A 15173-nucleotide genomic window follows, 5' to 3' on the forward strand; every position below is an offset into this window, starting at 1 on the left:
TCGAGGTTTCGATGAATGCGCCGCGAACCGGCGCTGCGAGGCGGCGGTCAGGTCCGCGCGCGCGTCTCTTCGCCGGGGACGCCCAGCTGGACCGACTCGACCGCGGCGACGATGCCGTCCACCGAAGCGAAGGTTTCGGCGTTGAGCCGGTCGGCGGGCAGTTCGACGTCCAAGGCGTCCTCGATCTCCAGCATCAAGCCCATGCAGGTGAGCGAGGTCATGCCCAGGTTCCAGAGGTCTTCGCCGGGGCGCAGTTCGCGATGGCCGAGGTTGAGGTGTTTCGCGGCCAGCGTCGCGACGAGGTCCCGGGCGGACTCCCGCGGCGCGCTCATCGCGCTGCTCCGGCCGTGCTGCCGACCGAAGCCAAGTCGGCGGCGCTGCCGCGCAGGCGGTTCAGGTAGCGGGCGATCCGCCGCCCGCCGACGAGGCTGCCCTCGGCGTACCAGAGCACGTCGGGGCCGAACGCGTAGTCGGTGCCGAAGTGCTCGAAGGCCTCCCGGCCCCGGGTCCGGTAGTAGGCCGCCAGCTGCGTGGTCGTCATCTGCGGCGCGGCCTCCGCACCGGTCTCGAACCAGGCGGCGAGGCTGTGCACCACGTATTCCTCGATGGCTTCCTCGACCGTCCTGACCTGGATCGGGCGGCGCACCGGGTTGAACATCGAGTCGATGAGCCCCGGCTGGCCCTGCAGCTCGTTCGCGACGTGGTCCGCCAGCAGCGGCGCGCAGTGGAAACCGTCGCGGTAGGTGCCGGTCATCAGGTAGAGGCCGGGCAGCGGAAGCCAGCCGATCATCGGGAAGCCGTCGAAGGTCACCGGGCGGTTCCCGCTGAGCCAGCCCACGACCTCGTGCCGCGCGATCTGCTCGTCCAGCTGCTGCATCGCGTACTGGGCGAGGTAGCGCGCGTCGCCGACCCAGGTGACGCTGGAAATGTCGTCGACGAGACGGTTGGTCGCGCCGAGGTATTCGCGGCCGTTTCCGGCGGGCACGACGTGCAGGCCGCACGCGAAGCCGCGGTTCGGGGTCCGCACCACGCTGCGGAACGGCTCGCCGCCGGTGCGCTTCGCGAGCATCGCGAAGCCGAGGCCCGCGATCATGGGGATGAGTTCGAGGTCCTCGGCCGCGGTGCGCACCAGGCCCTCGCTGCTCGCCCCGGTCGCGACGACCACGGTCCCCGCCTCGATGACGTGGCCGTCGGCGAGCTCGACCCCGGTCACCGCTTCGCCGTCCTTGACCAGCCTGCGCACGATCGCGTCGACGCGGGTCGCGCCGATCTCGTCGAGGCGCGCCTCAAGGGCGGCGAGCACGCCGCGGGCGTCCACGGCTCCCTCGCCCGGCACGTGGATGGAGCGCAGCGACCGGGCGTCGGTCCGCGGCTTGAAGCCCGGGATCTGCTTCGGGTCGATCTCCGACCACGGCTTGCCGTACTCGTCGAGCGCCTTGATCATCGCGTCGAAGTTGATCGTGTCCAGCTCCGCGCCGATGGCGTTGAGGACCACGTGCGATTCGGTGGCGGTCTGCAGCGGGGACCCCGTCGTGGAGTAGGGCTCGAGCCTGCTGAGCACGTCCGGCCAGCGCTCGTGCGCTCGCAGGCCGATTTCGAACCTCGTCCGCGAGGCGTGGGTCCGCAGCGAGTCCGCGGTCACCTCGCCGAAGCAGCCGAGCATGGCGCCTGCGGCCTTGCTCGCCCCGGCGTCGCGGTCGTCCGGGCCGACCACGACGACGGAGCCGGCTTTGCGCTCGATCAGCTCCTCGGCGAGGAACAGGCCGAGCGCTCCGTTGCCGACGATGACGACGTCGGCCTGTTTCGGCGTTTCCGGGTTGGCAGAGTTCGGGCGTTGCATCGTTCCTCCGTGTGTTCCAGTGGGATTCAGCTGGCGCGGTCGCGGGCCGGTGTCACGGCCCGGCTACCGCCGATGGATCCGGGGTCTGGCCGACCTCGCGCAGGGCCGCCGCGATGCCCGCGACGGTCGGGGTTTCGAAGAGCACCGCGATCGGCAGCTCGGGCGAGTTCTTCCGCAGGATGTTCAGCAGCCGCAACGCTTGCAGCGAATTGCCGCCGAGTTCGAAGAAGTCGTCGCCCGCCGCCGCCTCGGGCACGCCGAGGATCTCGGCGAAGGTGCCCGCGACGAGTTCCTCTTCCGGGTCGCGCGGAACCTCTCCGGCGGGCCGGGCGGACTGCGCGGGCAGGGCCAGCGCGGACTTGTCCACCTTGCCGGTCGGCCCGAGCGGCAGCCGGTCCTGCGCGACGACGTGCGCGGGGACCATGTACTCGGGCAGCACCTCGGCCAGCCGCGCCCGGACCTGCCGGCCGTCGACCGAGCCCGGCGTCACGAAGGCCGCGAGCGCGAGGTCGTCCCCGTCGCCCACCGTGGTCAGCACCGCCCGCTCGACCTCCGGGAGCGCTTCGACCGCCCGCTCGATCTCGCCGAGCTCGATGCGGAACCCGCGCACCTTGACCTGGTCGTCGGCCCGGCCGACGAACTCCAGCGCGCCGTCGTCGCGGCGGCGGACCACGTCGCCCGTCCGGTACATGCGGCCGCCGTCGAACGGGTTGCCGACGAAGCGCTCCCGGGTCAGCTCCGGCCGGTTGAGGTAGCCGAGCGCGAGTCCCGGACCGGCGATGTGGAGTTCGCCCGCCTCTCCTTCGCCTGCCGGGCGGCCCTGCGGGTCGAGGATGTAGAGCCGGGCGCTGGTTCGCGGAAAACCGATCGGGACCGAGGCGGACGGGTCGTCCGCCTCGCAGTCCCAGTACGTCGTGTCGATCGAATACTCGGTGGGGCCGTATTGGTTGTGCAGCCCGGCTTTCACGGTCGCGAAGAACCTGCGGGCCAGTGCCGGGGAAAGCACTTCGCCGCCGGAGAACACCTCGCGCAACGACGGGCAGCCGCCCAGTCCGGGCTTCTCGTCCAGCAGCGCCTGCAGCAGTGCTGGGACGACCGCGAGGCAGGTGACGTTCTCCGTGCGGACGAGATCGGTCAGGTACCGGGGATCCTGCCCGTACAGCGGGTCGGCGACGACGAGCCGCCCGCCCGTGGTGAGCGGGATGAAGATCTCCCACAACGAGACGTCGAAGCTCAGCGCGTGATGCAGGATCACCGCGTCCCCGGGCCCGGAGGGGTAGGCGGTGCGCTCCCAGAGGACCCGGTCGACGATGCCGCGGTGCGGGATCTCGACGCCCTTCGGCCGGCCAGTGGACCCGGAGGTGTAGATGACGTAGGCCGTCTGCTCCGGCGAGATCTCCGCTGCTTCTTCTCGCGCGCCGGGGGAGCCGAGGACGTCGTCGAGCTCCGCCATCGCGGTCCCGGCCACCGACGGCAGCTCGGCCCCGGTGTGCAGGACGACGAGGGGAAGGCAATCCTCGATCATGAAGCGCAGCCGGCTTTCCGGGAACTCCGGATCGAGCGGCACGTAGCCCGCGCCTGTCTTGAGGATGCCGAGGATGGCGGCGACGGCGGCGGCGGAGCGCTCGATCGCCATCCCGATCAGCCGGCCGCGGCCTGCCCCGCGCTCGCGCAGTCCGGCCGCGATCCGGGCCGCCTGCTCGTCCAGTTCGGCGTAGGTCCAGGTCGCGTCGGGCGCGGTCACGGCGATCGCCTCGGGCGTCGCCGCCGCCTGCCGTTCGACCAGGTGGTGCAGGCCGATCGCCTCCGGCTCGGGGGGACCGCCCGGGCGGCCGGTGCTGGTCATCGGGAACCTTCCCTTCGGGTTGAGCCCGCCTGTCGCAGCCGGGCGGCTGTTCCGTGGCGGACGGAGAATGCGCAGGCTTTGCGGTAGCGGCGCTGGGCGTCCTGGTCGGATCGCAGTCCGAAAGCGCCGTGCAGGTGCAGGCCGGCGGCGCTCGCCTCGACCGCGAGTTCCGCGCTCGCCGCGAGCAGCCGCGAGGCTTCCCCCGCCGGATCGGCTTCCGCCTGGCCGGACTCGATCCGGGCGGAGACGTGCTCGCCGAGGGCGTGCACGGCGGCGAGCCGGGCGGTGAGCGCGGCCAGCTGGAAGGCGACCGTCTGGTTGCTCCCGATCGGCCGGTCGAACTGCACCCGGTCCTGCACGCGCCGGACTGCCGCGTCGACGGCACCTTGCGCGAGACCGCAGAGATAGCCGGCGGTTCGGCTGCGAAGCCGCGCCGGCGTCAGCGCGCAGGCCGTGCAGCCAGCCTCGTCGCACACGACGAGTCCGGTCGCGGGGCCGTTGTCGACGGCGTACAGCTCCTCGTCGTCCAGCAGCGAGCGCAGGGGCCGGCGGGTGACATCGTCTTTGTTGTAGAGAACCAGTTGCGGGCCCACTGCGAGCAGCCACTCGGCCGGGCCCACGGCGACCGCCTGCCCGGGCGCTCCGGGGATCAGCACCGCGACAGGAGACGCTGCCCGTGCCCGCATCGCTTCGTCGATGTCATGGCTGGCAAGGGATTCAGCGGCGACAGCGTGCTCGATCGCCGCGTACGGGGCACCCGCGATTCCGCTTTCATAGGCGGACGAGTAGCCCGACGCCGCCTGCCGGGTCTCGACGCTCATGACGCCGCTCCGAGACCGAGGCTGGAAGCGATGATTCCCAGCATGATTTCCGAGCCGCCCGCGGAAAGGGTCAGCCCGGGCGCCTCGCGGAGCATCGCCACCGAGGCGTCGTCCGCCGGGCCGCCGGACTCCAATGCCAGGCGCGCCACCTTCACGCACAGTTCGCTGTTGAACCACTTGGCCATCGCCGCCTCCTCGGCGTTCAGGTCGCCTTGCTGCTGGCGCTCGACCATCCGCCACGCCAGGACGCGCCCGGCCGCGGCTTGGGTCTGCAGACTGGCCAGGCGATCGGAGAGAACGGGGTCGTCGAGGGCTTCGACCTGCCTGGCCACGATCTCCAGCCAGCTGGTGGCCTTGGCGATGTAGTCGACGCCGGTCCGCTCGATCGCCAGCGCGGCGGCCAGCACGAACCAGCCGCCGTCGACCGGCCCCAGCACGTCGGAGGAGGGGACGTGCACCCCGTCCAGCAGCACCTCGTAAAACGGGTCGGGGTAAAGCGATTCGACCAGGCTCACCGTGACGCCGGGATCGTCGAGGGCGACGAGGAACAGCGTGATGCCCGCCGCGGCCCGGCCCCGCTCGGAAGTCCTGGCGGCGACCACGGCGTAGCCCGCGCGGCGGACCTGCACCGCGTACCACTTGGCCCCGTACAGCCGCCAGCCGTCCTCGGCCCGCTCGGCCCGGGTCCGCAGCGACGCCAGGTCCGATCCCGCTTCGGCCTCGGTGTAGAGCACCACCATCGTGGCGAGGCCGGCGGCGAGCGAGGGCAGGAAGCGGGCTTTCTGCGCGGCGTCGGCCACGAAGAGCAGCAGTGCCCCGGCGTTCGTGATCGTGTTGATGAAGGGCATGTCCGGGATTCCGTGCGCGGACAGCTCTTCCTGCACGATCGCGGCGTGGGCCGAGGTCGCGTCCCGCCCGCCGTAGCGCCGCGGCCAGGCCGGGGCGAGCATCTGGTGCTCGCCGAGCAGCCGGTAGGTCCTGGCGGGGAAACGGTCCTCGACGGGCGTATCGGCGAGGGCGGCCAGTTCCGCCCCGACCTCGGGCCGGGCCAGCAGGCCGCGCAGCTCTTCCCGGAAGAGGTCCAGCTCGGGAGTCAGCGTCGGGTTCATCGGAGGCTCTCCCCCGCGGCGATCAGCGCCGGCTTCACGAATCGGGTCAAGGCGCCCACGTGCGGTGTCCTCATCAGCTCGTAGTGGCCGGCAGGCAGCCGGCGCAGGCGCAGGCGACCCGTCGTGTGGTCCTGCCAGCGCGGCGCGTCCTCGTTGTCCTTGCGGGCGACGAGGACGAGGTCGTTGGCGATCGGCTCCGGCGGCCGGTAGGCGACCTGCGCCCGGCAGTGCGTGCGGAACACCTCGAACCGGCTCGCGCGCTCCTCGGCGGTACTGCCGTCGGCGCCGGTCGTCTTGGCCAGCTCGGTCTCGAACTCGGCGGCGAGCGCCGCGTCGTCGACTGCCCCGAACCCGGGGAGCGGGGTGTCGATCAGGAGCAACGGGCCGGTCGCGCGCCCCGCGGCCGCGAGCCTTCTCGCCATCTCGAAGGCGACCAGCCCGCCGAACGACCACCCGCCCAGCAGCACCGGGCCCGGCGGCACCTCCGCCAGATAGCGGTCGGCCATGGTCTCGACGTCCTGGTCCAGCACGCCCCCGTCCAGCGCCGCCGGGAGGAAGGCCGCCGTCGCCAGCTCGGGCGACAGCCCCCCGGCCAGCCCGCGGTAGCAGGCCACCGACCCGCCCGCCGGATGGACCAGGTTGAGCACCGGAGTTCCCGCCGCCGCGCTGGTCAAGCCGACCCGGCAGCGGTCGCGGGGCGGGCTCTCCGCCGGTGCGCTGTCCACTTCGGACATCAGAAACCCCTTATGAGCGCAGGAAAAGGACCGGCGGCGGCGTCGGGAGCCGCGCCGAGGAAGCCGAACATCGGGCGAGGGCCCGGGGCAGGCCGGATCAGGACCGGGCCTGCCGGGAGCGACGGGACCGCGGACGCGATGCGCGCGCCGCGCACCGGTCCCGGCGGGAGCGGAACTTCAGCCGGCGCCGGTTGCCGGCGTCGCGCCGGACGACGGGGCGTTGGTCGTGATGTCGTTCCCCCTTCTGTCACGGGCGGGCCGGGCCCGCCGCACGGATCAGCCGGCCAGCCGGTCGGCTCGGCCGAGGTGGTCGTCGAGGCCGAGGAGTTCCCAGCGGAGCAAGGCGGCCGGGACGTTGCCCTCGAACCAAAGGCGTTCGTGGAACGCGCGGAGATCGAAGCTTTCCGACCGGTGCGCGCACGCGGCGAGCAGGCTCAGGATCTGCGCCTTGCCCGCCAGATAGCTGAGGCCCTGGCCCGGAGTGCCCGCGAAGAAGGCAGCCTCCTGCCAGGCGGTCGGCCGGTCCATCGGCACGATGTCGGCGAGCCGGTCCGCGGCCTCGTCGATGGTGAGCGTGCCTTCGGCGAGCCGGATGTCCACCTCGACCCGCAGCGCTCGCAGCCGCATCGAGTTCGCGATGAACACGGCGCTGTCCGGCATGTCGTCGAGGAAACCTGCCTGCAGCAGCAGCTCTTCGTTGTAGAACGCGACGCCCTCGTTCGGGATGGAGTCGTAGAAATGGCGGCGCACCGGGTTGGGATGCCGCCACGACAGCGCCGACTGGAAAGCGTGGACGGCCTCGTGCGTGAGGCCGATGCGCGGATCTCGCGATTTGGCCTTGGCGAAGTAGGACATGCCCTCCCGGGGCGGGTTCAGATAGCAGATCGCGTCCTGGGCGGGACGATCCAGCGAACCGATGTCGTGCGTGACGCCGAGCCAGCTCAACGGCGCGAGGTAGGACGGCATCGCGGCGAAGGTGTAGCGGCGCAGGTCGTCCGGCAGCCTGAGCAGGTCGCGGTCGGCGTAGAAAGCGCGCACGGCGGTCTCGTCGGCCCGCAGCCGCTCGATGATCTCGTCGAGGTTCCCGGGCGGGACGCGTTCGCCGTGCGGCACGCGTTTCCCGAGGATCGCCTCGGCCGCGACCGCGCGGTTGAACTCCTCGCGGGCCAGGTCGCGGAGCTGGTCGCCGGAGTAGGGCAGCAGGGCGACGTTGTGCAGGAAGTACCGCATCGCGGCCGGTCCGACCACGGCGTCGCCGTCGAACGACTGCGAGCCGAGCCAGTCCCGGTACGCGTCGAGAGCGCGGGCGGCCTCTCCGGCCGCGGCGGGCAATTCGGCCGTCTCCGGTCCGGAATTTCCCGCCGCGGCAAGGAAAGCGGCGAGCTCGGCCATCGCGAGTTCGACCTCCGCCGCGGCCGTGGCCAGTCCGCGCAGCGTCTGCTCGGCGAAGGGAGCGGCGGCGTGTCCCGGCAGATTCTCCCGCCCCTGGCCGAGGACGACCGGGACGTGCCGGAGGTTCCGGACGATCTCGGCGACCCGCTCCCGGTCGAACGGCGGCGGCATCAGCAGCAGGTTGAAGATCTGCAGCAGCGCCTGCTCGACGTAGAACCCGGGGTTGCGCTGCCAGCCGCGCAGCAGGTCCAGTTCCCAGTGCACGCGGGCCAGCGCGGAGCCCAGCAGCCGCCCGTCGACCTGGACGGAAACCGGTTCGCCCGACACGTCGACGGCCTGGTGCCGTTCGACGTAGCCGGCCAGCGCCAGGCGGCGCTTGGCGACCGCGCCGGCCGACCAGTCGGCGAGCCAGCCCGCCGGCCGGTCCACGCGCGGGACGTCGTCGCCCGCGTCAGGCTGGGTCTGGGTGCGCCACCCCCGGAATTCCGCGGCCAGTTCCGCGAGCGCGTGGGCTGCCTCGGTCATCCGGTGCCTCCTTTCCGGGCGAGGGCGAACGGGTTTCGTGGCCGGCCGGCGGCGCCGGTCACCGGAGATCAGTTCCCGGAACGGGTTCGAAGCCCACCTTGATCGCGTCGGCCGCGTCCTTCGCGGCGGCCGCGGCGGCCGGTCCGTCCGGGGCGACCGCGATCGTGTAACCGAGGCGGTCGTAGCCCGCGGCCTCTTCCGGAAGGACGGCGCCGGGCTCGACGAACTTGTCCGCTTCCTTCACGTACGGCATCGAACGGGCGTCCTCGACCCCGTCCAGGGAAAGGATCCGGCCGCCGGGGCTCGCCACGAACACGACGGCCGCGCCGCGCTGCGGGGCGGGCGGTTCGCCGGGGTCCGCGCCGAGGTGGATGTCGAGCAGCGCCGCGTGCATGTCGTACCCCGTCGCCATCTTCACCAGCCGGGTGATCTGGTCGCCGGCGAGCCGGCAGTTCACCTCGATCAGCTTCGGCCCGTCGCCGGTGATCATCAGTTCCACGTGCGCCGCGCCGAAGTCGTAGCCGATGGCCTCGAGCGCCTGCACGGCGACCTCGCGGCAGGCGGCCTCCGCCTCGGGGTCGAGGGCCGCCGGGACGGTGTGCCCGATTTCGTAGAAAATGGGCGGGTCGAGCAGCACCTTGTCGGTCATCGCGACGATCCGGGCCCGCGAGTCGGCGACGACCACCTCGACGCTGATCTCCCGGCCGTGCAGGTACTCCTCGACCAGGACCGACGGGAGCTTCGGCTGCCCGACCTCGTTGTGGGTCCAGGCGAGCAGGGCCTTGGCGTGGTCGGCGACCTCGTGCGCGTTCGCGCACAGCTTGACGCCGTAGCTGCCCGAATCGTCCAAAGGCTTGACCACGCAAGGGAATCCGACGTCGGCCGCGGCCGCCTCCTCCGGCGTGGCGGCCAGCACGAACCGGGGGATCGGCACCCCGGCGGCCGCGCTCAGCTCCCGCCCCCGCGACTTGTCCCGGCACGCCCGGACCGCCTCGGGATCCTGTCCCCGCACCTTCAGCAGCCGCCCCGTCCGCGCGGTGGCGAGCATGTGGAACTCGCTCGCGGAGAGCAGCGCGTCCGGGCGGTGCTCGAGCCCGGACAAGGTCGCCGCCACCGCCTCCGGGTCGTCGGTGTCGCAGTTGACGACGTGGTCGAAGACGTCCATGGGGATCTGCTGCTGGCCGGGCTGCCGGTAGAAGTCGAGGTCTTTGGCGACGAGGGTGACCTGGTAGCCGCGCTCCTTGGCGACGCGCATCACCTCGTAGCCGCTGCCCGTCCTGTTGGTCTCAAGGAAGGCGACGTGGACGCTGGTCATTGAAAGTCCTCTCGTTCGGTGGCCTGGCGAGCGTTGCGCGGGCGGGGCGGCGGCATCGGGGTCAACGTCTGTTCCGGAAGCGCCGCGCCGGGCCCGCCGCCGACCGGATGGCTCCCGCCAGCCGCTGCTGCCAGGTGGAGCTCGCGTCGGACGCGGGCACCGTGATCCGGCAGGCCCGGACCAGTCCGTTCCGCTCGGCCGGGTCCAGCACGACGATCCCGATCCGCCGGTGCGTCCACATCAGGCTCAGGTATCCGGCCAGCAAGTCCGGTTCGGGCACCAGCAGTACGTCGACATCGGCGAGATCGGCTCCTTCGCACACGATCGTCATGTCCCGCCACTCTCCTGCAAGTCGCTCGACAATGTCGCGGTCAAGGGTCGCCATGCCGGCGACAAGGACTCGAATCGGGCTCATCGGCGTGCACCGCCTCAGCTATGGCCAGTCTGGTGGTGTTCCGGACCGACGGCATGAATCCCCGGGGTCAACATTGGGCCCAGACGGGATCTGGATCCCCGCCTGATCCCCGGACCGGGGCGCGAACAGGTCATGGTGTTTCGTGCGTCCGCTGTGGTCAGGAGGAAGCGGGACCACGCGGATTCGGCGCTGGGGAAACGGAACCGGCTCGCGGCAGGACGGAGACCGGTGCGTCCGGATCGCGAAGCTGCGCCCGCCGGTGCCGAAAACGGGCGGGGCTCGGGGAGTCTTCGCCCGCATCCGCCCGGCGGGTGCGCGCTCGCCGGCGGCACGGATGTGCGCTCGCCGCAACGGATCCTGGACCGGCGGAGGGCCGGGGAAAGGTCTGGGCCGATCCCGCGGGCACATCGCCGGCCGCGGAGACGGCAATGCCCGGCCCGGCGCGCGATCCTCGGCGGCGCCGGCCCGGTACTCGGTCGCTCTAGCGCGGCGGGCGACTCAAGGCGGCCCGGCGGGGGAGGGCAGGTCCGTGCGGCGGCACCAGTCCACGGCCGGTGCTCCGGCCCGCATCCCGTTGCAGGACATCATGATCGGCTGCACCTCCCGGCCGCTGCCGTCGTCGAAAGCGAACTGTCTCGTGCCGCGGAACGCAGTGACCGGAGGGCTCGCCCGTTGCTGGCCGCCTGCGGTGAAAAGGACGCATTCGTCCACTGTGGACGTACCTGCCCGCGGATGGCTTGCCGCGGCGAAGGCGTTGCCGCGCGCGCCTGTCCTGGGGTGCCTTGTGCGACGTGTGCGAACACCACGGCCTCCGCCTCAACCGGTATCGGTCACAGCTATTCTGCTGACACCCGCGTCGGCGGGCATGAACCTTCCCGATCTGAAATGGATCTCTTCGAGGATCCGGATCCTGTCTCGGCCAGCCGGTGCTCGCGGACCATGGCCGCCGCTTCGGCCCGTCCCCGGACGCCGAGCTTCTCCAGGATCTTGTGCACGTGGTTTTTCACCGTGGTGAGCTGGACGTGCAGCATGCCCGCGATCTGCTTGTTGGACAGGCCGGATTCCAGCAGCACCGCGATCTCCTGTTCGCGCGCGGTGAGCTGCGGCAGGGAAACGGCCCGGCGTTCCCTGGCCAGCGCCGCCAGCCGTTCCACGATCCCGGCGGCGACATTCCCCTTGCACGCGAACTCGCCGCGGGTCGCCGAGCGCAGGGTGTCGAGCAGATCGGTGAACGAGTTCTCCGTGGTGACGTAGCCCGCTATCCCCGCTTCGGCGAAGGACACCACGTCCGCCGTCCGTTCCGGGATTCCCATCACCACACAGGGAACGTCGCTGAGCCCGGCCAGCCGGTGCAGCGTTTCCAGGCCGTGGCTGCCCGCCATGTCGCCGGTCATGTCGAGCAGCAGGACGTCGATCCTGGCCTGCCCGGGCAGTGTCACCGCGGTGTCCGCCTCGGACGTCGCGGCGACCAGTTCGAACCCGTCCTCGACGTCGAGCAGGTGCGCCAGTCCCTGGCGGTAGATCCGTACCTGGGACACCACGACGACTCTGATCGCCTGCTCCGTGCCCGGACCCGCCGTGCCGCTCATCCGCCCCTCCCCGTGTCCAACGTATTCGTTGTACCGCAAACGTTTTCGACGATGAACCCCACTTCGCGCCGGTGGGCGCGTCCGGGCAGCCCGCGGGGCAGTGCGCGCGAGCACGCCACTGGGTGCGCCGCGCCGCCGGTGCGAATCAGCTGTCGAGCGGCTGCCGGTTCCGGTCCGCCGCGCCGGGCATCGACACGGAGGAACCGAAAACGGCGAGGACGGTCAGCGCTCCGCACAGCCACCAGACCCCGGCGGGCCACACGGCCCACAGGGCGACGCCCAGCGCCGGGCCCGCGGCGTAGCCGACCTGGGTCGCGAACTCCGACAGCGCGATGTAGCGCCCGCGCAGCCGCGGCGGTGCGATCCGGCCCGGATACGCCGTGATGGTAGGGGTTCCGACCATCTCGCCCGCGGTCCACACGAGCGTCGCGACCACGAGCACCGCCGCCGACGGCCCGGCCAGGTAGAGCATCATCCCGGCGCCCACCAGGATGTTGCCGAGCGCGACGGTCGCCCGGTCGGTCATCCGCTGGACGAACCTCGTGATCGGCAGTTCCAGGCAGGTGATCACGAACGCGTTGATCGAGAGCAGCGCGGCGTAGAAACCGGGTGCGTGCCCCGCCGCCGTCACTTGCAGCGCCAGCGTCGAAATGCTCTGGATGTACACCATCCCGCCGAGGATCATCGCGATGTTGAACACGATGAAGCGGGTGTCGGTCAGCACGGCCAGATAGGACGCCGGCCGGCCGGCCGTCTCCGGCGATTCCCGGGCGTCCGCGACCTCTTCGGAGTCTCCGGACGGGGACGCGTGCGCGACCTCCGAGTGCTTCGGCAGGCTGAACGCGAGCAGCCCGAACGCCACGAGCGCGATCGCGTTGCAGTAGAACATCGCTTCGTAGGAATAGGTGATCAGCAGCGCGCCGAGCAGCGGACCGGCCACGGTGCCCACGTTGTAGGCGAGCCGGTAGGCGGCGAACACCATGATGTGCCGCTCCGGCGGGGTCAGGTCGATGAGCAGCGCCGACGCGGCCGGGCGGTAGGCCTGCGAGGTGAGGCCGACGGCCCCGACGACGCCGACCACCGCCGCGATGTTCGTCAGATGCGGCAGGACGACCGTGAGCACGCCGGCGACCAGCATGGAGCCGACGATGGTGTGGCGGTAGCCGAGCCGGTCGCTCACCGAACCGCCGATGATGACGCCGACCACGGTGCCGACGCCGAACGCTCCCAGCGCGAATCCGGTGCTCGCCGTCGAGAACCCGCGGTCGGTCAGGTACAGCACCAGGTAGACCTGGAGGAAGCTGCCCAGCCGGTTGATCAGGGTGCCGATCAGGAGCAGCCAGACAGGCCTCGACATTCCCCGGAGCGTCTGAATGACGGAAGGGTGCTCCTCAACGGCCATCGTGGCTCGCGACCTCGCAGGTCACCGGGACCGGTGAGCGCCGAATGCGCACCGGGGCCGTTGCCGCCCTGGCACGGATCGCACGTCGCGGGCTCGCGGAATCATTCGGGTCAAGTGATTGATGCTGACGCATGGTCCCCCAATGGTTGCCTTGCAAGATGTTGCCATGCAAGCTGAGTACGGGTCAATGCTCGGGATTTTCCGCAACGCGCACGACTTTCAGAAGCAGATTTCGCTGATATGTGTCGCAAACAATCATGGTTTCGTGGTTTCCCGGGAGTAGGTGGCGGGTGCGGGCACCGTGGCGGGCCGCCCGTGAGGCAACGGGGGCTGATCGGTTCTGCCGCCGGCCCGGGGGCGCTCTTCCCGATCCGAGTATGTGGGCAGATGCATTGCGGCGCAACGATTTGTGTCCGGAGAGGAAGATGTCGTGCCCGGATTCGTCAGCGTGGAATCGCCAGGCGTCCGGTCTCGGGCAGAGAGAAGATCAAGCCAAGGGCGCGGCGTCGCGGGAACTGTCAGCAACCCCATTCCGGTGCGCCCCGGCAGGCGGCTCTCGAATGGCGAGGGGAGCAGGCTGCTGCGCCGAACGGTCCCGAATCCGCGCAGCCGGTCGTGAATTCGCCGATCGCGAAGTCCTTTTTGTGCCGATCGGTGCTCCAGGCGAAATACCGGGCCCGCCGAATGGCCCGCCGCACTGCGCCGCGTGCCGACGACCTGGCCGGCGCGTCGCGTTCATTTTCCGTTCGGCGGCGGTTGGCCCGGACTGCGGGGGGCTGGTCGAGGGGTTCCCGGCTTGTGCTAACTTGGCCGTGCGCCCCGTATGGGCCTACGCATGGAGGTAGCGGCTAACCAGCCAGCACGGAGATCGGGCTTTCCCCTCTCCCGCGGTTCCGCGGATCCGTCGACCGGATTTTCGCGCCATGCGTGTGCCTGCGGGGTGTTTTCGCGTCCTTTTTCCGTGCTCGACTCCTCCTTTCCGGAAAACCGAAAGGAATTGTGTGAGCGACGTCTTTTCCTCCCGCCTGATCGCCGAGTTCCGAGCGAACCGCGGCGCGCTGGGCGGCAGGTTCGAGGGCTGGCCGCTGGCCGTGCTGACGACGACCGGAGCGAGGACCGGCCTGCGCCGCGAGGTGCTCCTCGGCTGGCTGGAGATCGAGGGAAACGGAGTGGTCGTCGCCTCGGCGAACGGGGCGGACCGCCATCCGGCCTGGTACCACAACATCCGGCGGCACCCGATGGTGACTGTCGAGGCAGGCGGAGACGCCTACCAGGCGATGGCCGCCATTCCGCGGGGGGCCGCTTACGAGAGGCTTTTCGCGCAGGTGGTCGCGAAGGCTCCGGGTTACGGCGATTATCAGGCGAAGACGACCCGGGAAATCCCGGTGGTCGTGTTGCATCGGATCGACAAGCGCGGCAAAGGCATGGGCGATTGGCTTGTCGAGGTGCACCAGTGGTTTCGCGCCGAGTTGCGGGCGCTGCGCGAGCAGGCCGACGACCTGGCCGACGGCAGCGCGACGGCGCTCGTCCGGCCGGAACCGGACTTGGCTCACGAGATGCGGACGCACTGCCTCGGCTTCTGCACCGCGCTGCGCAGGCATCACCTCGGCGAGGACTCGGTGGTGTTCCCGTCGCTGGCCGAGCAGTTCCCCGCGCTCGCTCCGGCGATCGCGCAGCTCGCCGGACAGCACCAGGTGGTGGCGCGGCTGCAGGACGCGATCCGGCAACTGGTCGACGGCTTCGTCCCAGGCGAATCCGACCCGGTGCGGCTGCGTGCCGAACTGGAGCGGCTCGCCGGTGAGGTGGAGGCGCACTTCGAGTTCGAGGAGCAAACGGTGGTGACCGCGCTGAACGCGACGGCTGCCGCTCCGCCGACGGCCTGAGCCGGGGCGCCGGTTCCGCTCTGGGTGATGGCTGCTGTGCATTGAGCCGGGGGTGCCGGTTCCGTTTCGGGAGCTGGCGGCGCAGTGCGCCGAGCCGGGGCGTGCTTCGGTTTGGCGGGCAGGCTGGCGCCGGACGCAGCTGTGGTGCTGCAGACGGCTTGAGCCGGGGCGACGCCGGTTCCGTTTCGGGAGCTGGCTGCTGTGGGCTGAGCCGGGGCGTGCTTCGGTTTGGCGGGCAGGCTGGCGCTGGACGCGGCTGTGGTGCTGCCGACGGCTTGAGCCGGGGCGACGCCGGTTCCGTT

The 15173-nt window shown here is 71.1% G+C and carries 12 protein-coding genes; 1 reads left to right on the forward strand and 11 read right to left on the reverse strand.

Annotation, left to right across the window (positions count from 1 at the left end; translation table 11 throughout):
• Positions 1-47: 47 nt before the first annotated feature.
• From BM362_RS27710 to BM362_RS27765, 11 genes are all read right to left on the reverse strand, one after another.
• Positions 48-332, reverse strand: a complete 285-nt coding sequence (locus BM362_RS27710) for a phosphopantetheine-binding protein (RefSeq protein ID WP_067580053.1) — start codon at positions 330-332, stop codon at positions 48-50.
• The gene (locus BM362_RS27715; RefSeq protein WP_093575136.1) at positions 329-1840 is read right to left on the reverse strand and encodes an NAD(P)/FAD-dependent oxidoreductase; all 1512 of its coding nucleotides are present in this window, start codon (positions 1838-1840) and stop codon (positions 329-331) included. The genes BM362_RS27710 and BM362_RS27715 overlap by 4 nt, the downstream gene beginning before the upstream one ends.
• Positions 1841-1892: 52 nt before the next feature.
• The gene (locus BM362_RS27720; protein WP_093575137.1) at positions 1893-3686 is read right to left on the reverse strand and encodes a non-ribosomal peptide synthetase; all 1794 of its coding nucleotides are present in this window, start codon (positions 3684-3686) and stop codon (positions 1893-1895) included.
• Positions 3683-4507: an acyl-CoA dehydrogenase family protein gene (locus BM362_RS27725; protein WP_067580048.1), complete on the reverse strand. Its 825-nt coding sequence runs from the start codon at positions 4505-4507 to the stop codon at positions 3683-3685. Before BM362_RS27725 ends, BM362_RS27720 begins: the two co-directional genes overlap by 4 nt.
• Positions 4504-5616 (reverse strand): acyl-CoA dehydrogenase family protein, encoded by a 1113-nt coding sequence (locus BM362_RS27730; RefSeq protein ID WP_093575138.1) that lies wholly within the window; start codon positions 5614-5616, stop codon positions 4504-4506. Before BM362_RS27730 ends, BM362_RS27725 begins: the two co-directional genes overlap by 4 nt.
• The gene (locus tag BM362_RS27735; protein WP_093575139.1) at positions 5613-6350 is read right to left on the reverse strand and encodes an alpha/beta fold hydrolase; all 738 of its coding nucleotides are present in this window, start codon (positions 6348-6350) and stop codon (positions 5613-5615) included. Before BM362_RS27735 ends, BM362_RS27730 begins: the two co-directional genes overlap by 4 nt.
• Before the next feature lie 276 nt (positions 6351-6626).
• Positions 6627-8267, reverse strand: a complete 1641-nt coding sequence (locus BM362_RS27740) for a DUF885 family protein (RefSeq protein ID WP_093575140.1) — start codon at positions 8265-8267, stop codon at positions 6627-6629.
• A gap of 58 nt (positions 8268-8325) precedes the next feature.
• Entirely contained in the window at positions 8326-9582 is a 1257-nt protein-coding gene (locus BM362_RS27745; RefSeq protein WP_093575141.1) for an ATP-grasp domain-containing protein, read from the reverse strand.
• Between the two features lie 61 nt (positions 9583-9643).
• A complete protein-coding gene (locus BM362_RS27750; RefSeq protein ID WP_067580042.1) occupies positions 9644-9913 on the reverse strand; it encodes a hypothetical protein in 270 nt (89 codons plus the stop codon).
• A gap of 920 nt (positions 9914-10833) precedes the next feature.
• Positions 10834-11586 carry a LuxR C-terminal-related transcriptional regulator gene (locus BM362_RS27760; protein WP_067580038.1) on the reverse strand — a complete coding sequence of 251 codons (753 nt, stop codon included), beginning with the start codon at positions 11584-11586 and terminating at the stop codon, positions 10834-10836.
• A 145-nt stretch (positions 11587-11731) separates the two neighbouring features.
• On the reverse strand, positions 11732-12943 hold the full coding sequence (locus BM362_RS27765; RefSeq protein ID WP_167545462.1) for an MFS transporter: 1212 nt from the start codon (positions 12941-12943) through the stop codon (positions 11732-11734).
• A 1046-nt stretch (positions 12944-13989) separates the two neighbouring features.
• On the opposite strand from BM362_RS27765, the gene BM362_RS27770 reads away from it, so the two are divergent.
• On the forward strand, positions 13990-14871 hold the full coding sequence (locus BM362_RS27770; RefSeq protein WP_093575143.1) for a nitroreductase/quinone reductase family protein: 882 nt from the start codon (positions 13990-13992) through the stop codon (positions 14869-14871).
• Positions 14872-15173 lie beyond the last annotated feature (302 nt).

This window comes from Amycolatopsis rubida, assembly GCF_900115345.1.
GTDB lineage: Bacteria > Actinomycetota > Actinomycetes > Mycobacteriales > Pseudonocardiaceae > Amycolatopsis > Amycolatopsis rubida.

Excerpts from the sequence above, each read along its gene's own strand:
- BM362_RS27730 (WP_093575138.1), bottom strand. The coding sequence starts at position 5,616 with ATGAACCCGACGCTGACTCCCGAGCTGGACCTCTTCCGGGAAGAGCTG.
- BM362_RS27735 (WP_093575139.1), bottom strand. The coding sequence starts at position 6,350 with ATGTCCGAAGTGGACAGCGCACCGGCGGAGAGCCCGCCCCGCGACCGC.
- BM362_RS27715 (WP_093575136.1), bottom strand. The coding sequence starts at position 1,840 with ATGCAACGCCCGAACTCTGCCAACCCGGAAACGCCGAAACAGGCCGAC.
- BM362_RS27740 (WP_093575140.1), bottom strand. The coding sequence starts at position 8,267 with ATGACCGAGGCAGCCCACGCGCTCGCGGAACTGGCCGCGGAATTCCGG.
- BM362_RS27750 (WP_067580042.1), bottom strand. The coding sequence starts at position 9,913 with ATGACGATCGTGTGCGAAGGAGCCGATCTCGCCGATGTCGACGTACTG.
- BM362_RS27710 (WP_067580053.1), bottom strand. The coding sequence starts at position 332 with ATGAGCGCGCCGCGGGAGTCCGCCCGGGACCTCGTCGCGACGCTGGCC.
- BM362_RS27765 (WP_167545462.1), bottom strand. The coding sequence starts at position 12,943 with ATGTCGAGGCCTGTCTGGCTGCTCCTGATCGGCACCCTGATCAACCGG.
- BM362_RS27745 (WP_093575141.1), bottom strand. The coding sequence starts at position 9,582 with ATGACCAGCGTCCACGTCGCCTTCCTTGAGACCAACAGGACGGGCAGC.
- BM362_RS27720 (WP_093575137.1), bottom strand. The coding sequence starts at position 3,686 with ATGACCAGCACCGGCCGCCCGGGCGGTCCCCCCGAGCCGGAGGCGATC.
- BM362_RS27760 (WP_067580038.1), bottom strand. The coding sequence starts at position 11,586 with ATGAGCGGCACGGCGGGTCCGGGCACGGAGCAGGCGATCAGAGTCGTC.
- BM362_RS27725 (WP_067580048.1), bottom strand. The coding sequence starts at position 4,507 with ATGAGCGTCGAGACCCGGCAGGCGGCGTCGGGCTACTCGTCCGCCTAT.